Origin of the sequence: Mycobacterium sp. E796, from assembly GCF_001672815.1 — a bacterium.
Classification (GTDB): domain Bacteria; phylum Actinomycetota; class Actinomycetes; order Mycobacteriales; family Mycobacteriaceae; genus Mycobacterium.
The window spans coordinates 1-7,536 of sequence record NZ_LZKK01000328.1 but is presented as its reverse complement, the minus strand read 5'-3'; the positions used below and the strand labels follow the sequence as shown (position 1 = coordinate 7,536).

At 69.7% G+C, this 7,536-nt stretch carries 8 protein-coding genes; 1 reads left to right on the top strand and 7 read right to left on the bottom strand.

Annotated features, from left to right (window positions below):
* Both A5706_RS26860 and A5706_RS26855 read right to left on the bottom strand, forming a co-directional pair.
* Positions 1–889 (bottom strand): Xaa-Pro peptidase family protein (locus A5706_RS26860; RefSeq protein ID WP_068137925.1); only part of this gene is annotated, 889 nt, incomplete at its 3' end.
* Between the two features lie 57 nt (positions 890–946).
* On the bottom strand, positions 947–1,237 hold the full coding sequence (locus A5706_RS26855; RefSeq protein ID WP_068137920.1) for a hypothetical protein: 291 nt from the start codon (positions 1,235–1,237) through the stop codon (positions 947–949).
* Positions 1,238–1,381: 144 nt separating this feature from the next.
* Here A5706_RS26855 and A5706_RS26850 point away from each other — a divergent pair, with 144 nt between their 5' ends.
* The gene (locus tag A5706_RS26850; protein WP_068137934.1) at positions 1,382–2,338 is read left to right on the top strand and encodes a 5'-3' exonuclease; all 957 of its coding nucleotides are present in this window, start codon (positions 1,382–1,384) and stop codon (positions 2,336–2,338) included.
* 5 nt (positions 2,339–2,343) lie between these two features.
* Here the strand turns inward: A5706_RS26850 and A5706_RS26845 are convergent, their stop codons facing one another.
* From A5706_RS26845 to A5706_RS26825, 5 genes are all read right to left on the bottom strand, one after another.
* Positions 2,344–3,108 carry a DUF4333 domain-containing protein gene (locus A5706_RS26845; protein ID WP_068137916.1) on the bottom strand — a complete coding sequence of 255 codons (765 nt, stop codon included), beginning with the start codon at positions 3,106–3,108 and terminating at the stop codon, positions 2,344–2,346.
* Between the two features lie 65 nt (positions 3,109–3,173).
* Positions 3,174–5,930 carry an RNA helicase gene (locus A5706_RS26840; RefSeq protein ID WP_068137932.1) on the bottom strand — a complete coding sequence of 919 codons (2,757 nt, stop codon included), beginning with the start codon at positions 5,928–5,930 and terminating at the stop codon, positions 3,174–3,176.
* A gap of 24 nt (positions 5,931–5,954) precedes the next feature.
* Entirely contained in the window at positions 5,955–6,935 is a 981-nt protein-coding gene (gene tatC, locus A5706_RS26835; RefSeq protein ID WP_156767358.1) for a twin-arginine translocase subunit TatC, read from the bottom strand.
* Between the two features lie 49 nt (positions 6,936–6,984).
* A complete protein-coding gene (tatA, locus tag A5706_RS26830; RefSeq protein ID WP_068137913.1) occupies positions 6,985–7,251 on the bottom strand; it encodes a Sec-independent protein translocase subunit TatA in 267 nt (88 codons plus the stop codon).
* A gap of 50 nt (positions 7,252–7,301) precedes the next feature.
* Positions 7,302–7,536, bottom strand: a 235-nt coding sequence (locus A5706_RS26825; protein ID WP_156767357.1) for a YafY family protein, incomplete at its 5' end; no start/stop codon positions are given.

The window sequence follows — 7,536 nt, the reverse complement described above, 5'->3', positions numbered from 1 at the left end:
CGAGCCCGGCGTCAGCCAGCACATCGCGGGCGGCGGCATCGACCTGCTCGGCGGTGACGCCCGGGCGGATCGCGTCGAGCGCCGCGCGCTGGGCGCGCTGTAGCACCGAATACTGTTGCGCCACCTGGGGTTCGGGCTCTCCGATGCTGTAGGTGCGAGTCGAGTCGGAGTGGTAGCCCGGCTCGTAGGCGCCGCCAATGTCGACGACAACGACGTCGCCCACCTGCAGCTCCCGATCCGAATAGCCGTGGTGGGGGTCGGCCGCGTGCGGGCCCGAGCCGACAATGATGAACGCCACCTCCGAATGTCCTTCGGCGACAATCGCTTCGGCGATATCCGCGGCGACGTCGGCCTCGGTGCGGCCCGGCCGCAGGAACTCCGGCACCCGCGCATGCACCCGGTCGATGGCCGCACCGGCCTTGCGCAGCGCGTCGATCTCGCACTCCTCCTTGACCATCCGCAACTCGCGCAGCAGGTCCGTGGCCAGCACCGGCAGCACGCCCAGGACCTCGGCCAGCGGCAACAGGTGCAGCGCGGGCATGGAATCGGTGACGGCGGTCGCGGCGGGTCCGCCGCCCAACACCTCGCTCACCAGCCGGTAGGGGTCCTCGCCGTCGACCCAATCCCGCACCGCCAGGCCCAGTTCCGCAACGGCCGACCCTTTGAGCGAGGCCAGCTCAAGTCGGGGCACCACGATCGTCGCGCCGCCGGTGGCCGGCAGGACCAGCGCGGTGAGCCGCTCGAGGGTCTGCGCCCGCGAGCCGACGAGGTAGCGCAGGTCGTAGCCCGGGGTGATCACCAGGCCGGCCAGGCCGGCGTCGCCGGTCGCCGCGGCCGCCGCTGCCAGCCGGCGCGCATACACCGCCGCCTCGAATCGGTCAGAACTCATGTTATCGAGCCTGTTGCGCCGCGACTAATCTCCGAAAGTTTTGCGGGAGCCGAGATTTCACGCCTCTTCGGCATCCACGACCTCTACGACGGCGCCCGAGGGGGCGCGCACGAAAAACTCACCGAGGTTGTCTTGGGCCGCATCGGGGTCGGCTTCGATGGGCTCGTCCAGCAGAACACGGTAAACGCAGAAATCGGAATGCTTTTCGGCGATCGCACGGGCGACGTCGAGGCGGGTCGTCGCGTACGTGTACTCCTTGTCGTCCATCGGGTCCAAGGTGCGAGTCGCCGGGTCTCCGGGATTGAGCCCGCGCGTATCGGCCCGGTAATACACTGCGTCACCGCTCATCGTCGGCCCTCCTCGTAGCGCCCAGTCGAAGGCATAGCTTGTCAGTCTAACGAGGCAATCTCGCCGGCCGCGCTGATCGACAAAGGCGACTCCGTGGCCCGCCTCGGCGGCGCCAACGTCAGCGGCGCTGGCAGGATAGCCCGCATGCCCGAACCGCTTGTGCTCCTCGACGGCGCCAGCATGTGGTTCCGCTCGTACTTCGGCGTGCCGTCGTCGATCAAAGCGCCCGACGGCCGGCCCGTCAACGCCGTGCGCGGGTTCCTCGACTCGATGGCCGTCGTCATCAGCCAGCACCGGCCCGGGCGGCTGGTGGTGTGCCTGGACCTAGACTGGCGGCCACAGTTCCGGGTCGACCTCATCCCGTCATACAAGGCGCACCGGGTCGCCGAGCCCGAGCCGCAGGGCCAGCCCGACATCGAAGAAGTGCCCGACGACCTGACGCCGCAGATCGACATGATCATGGAGCTGCTCGACGCGTTCGGGATCCCGACGGCGGGCGCGGAGGGTTTCGAGGCCGACGACGTGTTGGGCACGCTGGCGGCGCAGGAACGAACCGACCCGGTAGTCGTGGTCAGCGGCGACCGCGACCTGTTGCAGGTGGTTGCCGACGACCCCATCCCGGTTCGGGTGCTCTATCTGGGCCGCGGGCTGACCAAGGCCACGTTGTTCGGGCCGGCCGAGGTGGCCGAGCACTACGGCGTGCCGCGGGAACGGGCGGGCGCGGCCTACGCCGAGCTCGCGCTGTTGCGCGGCGATCCGTCCGACGGGCTGCCCGGTGTTCCGGGCGTCGGTGAGAAGACGGCGGCCACGCTGCTGGCCCAGCACGGTTCGCTGGAAGGGATCCTGGCCGCCGCCCATGACCCAAAGTCCAAGATGGCCAAGGGTTTACGCGCGAAGCTGCTGGGCGCGACCGACTACATCGAGGCCGCCGGCAAGGTGGTGCGGGTGGCCACCGACGCTCCAGTCACGCTGTCGACACCCACCGACGCGCTGCCGCTGGCCGCGGCCCATCCGCGACGCACCGCCAAGCTGGCGACCGAGCTGGGAGTCGGGTCGCCGATGGCCCGGTTGCAAAAGGCGCTCGACGCCCTGCCTGGCTGACGCCCTTACTGGGGCCGGCCGACCTCGTAGGTGCCCTTGTTGTCCTGGAACGTCACGGTCACGTGCTTCTTGGCGCCGTCGATGCTGACGTCGCAGTCGAACGTCGCGCCCTTCTTGACGACGGGATCCTGGCCGTGGTTGCAGGCGACGTCCTTGACGTTCTTAGCGCCGTAGCCGTTGGTCTCGTCGGTCAGCACCTGCTGCACACCGGCCTGCGCCTTGTTGACGTCCAGCTTGGTCGTGACGAAAAACCCGGGCTGCCAGAAGCCGAGCACCAGCACGACGGCGATCACCAGGAACGCGATCACGCCGACCACGCCGCCGATCAGCGCCATCGAGCGCTTCTTCGCCGGCTGTTGTTGGTCGTAGGGCTGGTACTGCTGCGGGTACTGGCCGGGCTGACCGTACTGACCCGGCTGACCGTATTGGCCGTACTGGCCGGGTTGGCCGTACTGTCCCGGCTGGCCGTACGGGGCGTACTGGCCGGGCTGGGCGTATTGCTGGGGCTGTTCGCCGTACTGCGGGGGTTGGCCGTAGCCCGGCTGCTGGGGGTACTGCTGCGGGTACGCCTGCTCGGCCGGTTGCTGGTATTGCGGGTAGTCGGCGGGCGGCGTGTAGGCCGGGGCCTGCCACGTCTGCTCCTGGCCGGGCTGCTGCTGCGGCGGCTGCCAGTGCGTTGGCGCCACCTGGGTGGGCTCCGAGGACTGATCGCCGCTCTGACCGGGCGGTTGCCACTGGTGACCCGGGTCCGACCCCTGCGGTCCGCTCATTCCTTCTCCTCAGTTCCCTTGTGTCTCGCGCTATTAGCGCCATGTAACGGTAGCTCGCGCCCAGCCTACCCGGCGTCAACTGCGACGACGCCGCGCCGGACGTCATTGATGGCCCGCTTGGCGGCCGCGCGGAGCTCCGGATCGGGCGCGGCGTTGCGAACCTGGTCCAACAGGTCGAGGACCTGGCGGCACCATCGCACGAAGTCCCCCGCCGATAACGGGGACCCCGCGCCGGACACGTCGGCGACCGCCAGCGCCGCGGCCAGGTCCCCCGTCCGGGCCCACCTGTAGATGACGTTGACGAAGCCGTCGTCGGGTTCGCGGCTCGGGGCGATCCGGTGTGCCTGCTCGTCGGCGCGCAGCTCCATCGACAGCCTCGAGGTCTGCTGCAGCGCCTGCCGCAGCCGCTGGGTGGGCACCTCGGCGGCCAACGCGGCGCCGGCACCGTCACCGCCGCGGGACTCGTACAGGACGGCCGAGACCACCGCCGCCAGCTCGGCCGGTTTCAACCCCGCCCACGCGCCGGTGCGCAGGCATTCGGCGACCAGGAGGTCGCTCTCGCTGTAGATCCGGGCCAGCAGCCGGCCGTCGTCGGTGACGTGCGGATCGGTGGCCGGGCCCTGGATGAAGCCGCGCTCGGTGAGCAGCCCGACGATCCGGTCGAACGTGCGCGCCAACGAGTTGGTGGCCGCGCCGACCTTCTTCTCCAGCTGCGTGTTGTCGCGTTCGATGCGCAGGTACCGCTCGGCCTGACGCATCTGGGGCTCGAGGTTGGGGGCGTTGTGCGCGGGATGCCGGCGCAGTTCGGTGCGCAGCGATGCCAGCTCCGGGTCGTGGAATGCGCCGTCCCCGTCGCCACGACCGCCGCGGCGCGCGGCCGGAACGGCAAGCCCGTCGGCCGCCGACCGCAGGGCCGAGGCCAGGTCGCGACGCACTCGCGGCTGACGGTGCTCGACGTGCTTGGGCAACGGCATCGAGCCGACGGGTGCCGTCGCGCCCGAATAGTCCGCCGACGAAATCCTTCCCGCCCAACGGTTTTCGGTGAGGACCAGCGGGCGCGGGTCGGAGCTGTCGCGCGCCGACTCCAGCACCACCGCCAGCCCGCCGCGCCGGCCGTGGGTGATCGTGATGATGTCGCCCCGGCGCAGCGCGGCCAGCGCATCGCTGGCGGCCTGCCGTCGGTGCAGCCGCGACGCGCGGGACTGCGCGCGCTCCATCTCGGAGATCCGCGCGCGCATCCGCGCGTATTCGAAGATCGGCGCGTCGTGTCCGCCCAGCTCGGCGGCGATCTCGTCGAGCATCCGCTGGCCGCGCTCGATGCCGCGGACCAGGCCGACCACGGAACGGTCGGCCTGATACTGGGCGAACGATTGCTCGAGCAACTGGTGTGCCTGCTCGGGGCCCATCTGCTGCACCAGGTTGATCGTCATGTTGTACGACGGCGCGAACGAGCTGCGCAGCGGAAAGGTGCGCGTGGACGCCAGCCCGGCCACCGCGGACGGTTCGGTGGTTTCCTCGCTCGGATTCCACAGCACCACCGCGTGGCCCTCGACGTCGATGCCGCGCCGCCCGGCGCGCCCGGTCAGCTGCGTGTACTCCCCCGGCGTCAGCGGCACGTGCTGCTCGCCGTTGAACTTGACCAGCCGCTCGAGCACCACCGTGCGGGCGGGCATGTTGATGCCGAGCGCCAGCGTCTCGGTGGCGAACACCGCCTTGACCAGGCCCGCGGTGAACAGCTCCTCGACCGTGTGCCGGAACGCGGGCAACATCCCGGCGTGGTGGGCCGCCAAGCCGCGCAGCAAGCCCTCGCGCCATTCGTAGTAGCCGAGCACCGCCAGGTCGGCGTCGGCCAGGTCTCCGCAGCGGTGCTCGATCACCTCGGCGATCTGCGCGCGCTCCTCCTCGGTGGTCAGCCGTAGCGGCGATCGCAGGCATTGCTGGACGGCGGCGTCACAGCCGGCCCGGGAGAACACGAACGTGATCGTCGGCAGCAGGCCCTGCGAATCCAGGATCCCGATCACGTCCGGCCGCGCGGGCGGCCGGTAGAAGCGCGGGCGGGACGGTCGCGCCGACCGCCCGCGCCGAGGCTGCCAGTCCGACATCCGGTCCGCCTCGCGGCGGTGGGCGATGTGGCGCACCAGGTCCGGGTCGACGCGCGGCTTGCCACCGGCGTCCGGCTCCGCGTGCGAATAGTCGAACAGGTCGAACAGCCGCTTGCCGACCAGCACGTGCTGCCACAGCGGAACGGGCCGGTGCTCGTCGACGACGACGGTGGTGTCGCCGCGCACGGTCTGGATCCAGCCGCCGAATTCCTCGGCGTTGCTCACCGTCGCCGAGAGGCTGACGATGCGCACCTCGTCGGGCAGGTGCAGGATCACCTCCTCCCACACCGGGCCCCGCATCCGGTCGGCGAGGAAATGTACCTCGTCCATCACCACATACGAAAGCCCTTGCAGCGCAGGCGAATCGGCGTAGAGCATGTTGCGCAGCACTTCGGTGGTCATCACCACGACAGGCGCGTCGCCGTTCACCGACATGTCACCGGTCAGCAACCCGATCCGGTCGCGGCCGTAGCGCTCGCTCAGGTCGGTGTGCTTCTGGTTGCTCAGCGCCTTCAGAGGGGTGGTGTAGAAGCATTTGCCGCCCGATGCCAACGCCAGGTGGACGGCGAATTCGCCGACCACGGTCTTGCCGGCCCCGGTCGGCGCGCACACCAGCACGCCGTGGCCGCGTTCCAGCGCCTCGCACGCGCGCCGTTGAAAGTCGTCGAGCGTGAAGCTCAGTTCCGCGGCGAAGCGGGCCAGCTCGGGCAGCTCGGTCACGCCGCTGCCATGCGACGGCGGCATCTACGTGACGTCGTCATGCTGCCCGGCCGTGAACGACGGCTCCGGTATCGGCTCGGGTATCGGCTCGGGTATCGGCTCGGGCGGCTCGATGACCGACGCCTCGTCGTCGGGAATCGTGACCTGGGCTTCGCGCTTGGCCTTGCGCCGGTCGTGCAGTCGGGAGATCTGGATGGCGAACTCGAGCAGCACCGACAGCGCGATCCCCAGCGCGGTCATCGAGAACGGGTCGGATCCCGGCGTGAAGATGGCCGCGAAGGCGAACATGCCGAAGATCAGCCCGCGCCGCCAGGACTTGAGCCGCTCATAGCTGAGCACACCCACCGCGTTGAGCATGACGATCAGCAGCGGGAACTCGAAGCTGACCCCGAAGACCACCAGCAGGTTGATCAGGAAGCCGAAATACCGGTCCCCGGACAGCGCGGTCACCTGCACGTCGCTGCCGACGGTCAACAGGAAGCCCAGCGCCTTGGACAGCACGAAGTAGGCCAGCACGGCGCCGACGACGAACAGCATCGCGGCGGGCACCACGAACGCGACCGCGAAGCGGCGCTCCTTCTGGTAGAGCCCGGGCGTGATGAACGCCCACAGCTCGTAGAGCCAGACCGGGCAGGCCAGCACGAGCCCGGCCGTCAGCCCGACCTTGAGGCGCAACATGAATTGGTCGAACGGGGCGGTGGCCAGCAGCCGGCACTGCCCGTCGGCGCTGATGCTCGCCCGCGCCGATTGCGGCAGCGAACAGTACGGGTGGCGCAGCCATTCGCCGAGGCTCTCCAGCCCGAAGATCCCGTGCGAGTACCAGAAGAACCCGAAGATCGTCGTGACCAGGATGGCGGCCAGCGAGATCAGCAGCCGGGTGCGCAGCTCGGTCAGGTGGTCGACCAGCGACATCGTCGCGTCCGGGTTGGTGCGGCTGCGCCTGTTACGAGGGTTGAGCCGTTTCAGCAGGCCCGCGGTGCGCGCCGAAACCTTGAAACCTTTCACGGTGGTCTTTGCGGTCGATTAGGGGCGCTCGGGCACCGCGGCGGCGCGGCTAGGCCGGGCGCGCTTCGGTGTGCCCCTGCTCGGTGGTCGCCGGCGGGTCGACCCGCTGCGACTGCACGGGCTGGGGGGTCTCCGGGGTTGCCTGCAAGGAAGGCGCTTCAGTCTTGCCTTCGGTCTGCATCTCACGCATCTCGGACTTGAAAATGCGCATCGACTTGCCCAGCGAGCGCGCGGCATCGGGGAGCTTCTTGGCACCGAACAACAGGATCACTACGACAGCGAGGATCGCCCAGTGCCACGGACTAAGACTGCCCACTTTGATTACCTCCAGACGTCCACCCGATGCTACCGCAGCAACGGTCGCGGCTATTGGGGCCGCGCCGCGACCTGGTAGGACTCCAGGGCGGCCGCGGCGGCATCCCGTACACGATGGGCCAGTGACTCCGGTTCGAGCACCCGCACAGCCGACCCGAAGCCGAGCACCAGCCGCGTCATCCAATCTTCCGAGGCGTAGGTCATGACGGCCTCGCACGAGCCGTCGGCCAGCTCGAGCACCTCGCGCATCGGGTAGTACTCGAACATCCACGACGCCGCGGGCGCC

Coding starts and splice junctions, on each gene's coding strand:
- A5706_RS26850 (WP_068137934.1), top strand. CDS start 1,382: ATGCCCGAACCGCTTGTGCTCCTCGACGGCGCCAGCATGTGGTTCCGC.
- A5706_RS26845 (WP_068137916.1), bottom strand. CDS start 3,108: ATGAGCGGACCGCAGGGGTCGGACCCGGGTCACCAGTGGCAACCGCCC.
- A5706_RS26855 (WP_068137920.1), bottom strand. CDS start 1,237: ATGAGCGGTGACGCAGTGTATTACCGGGCCGATACGCGCGGGCTCAAT.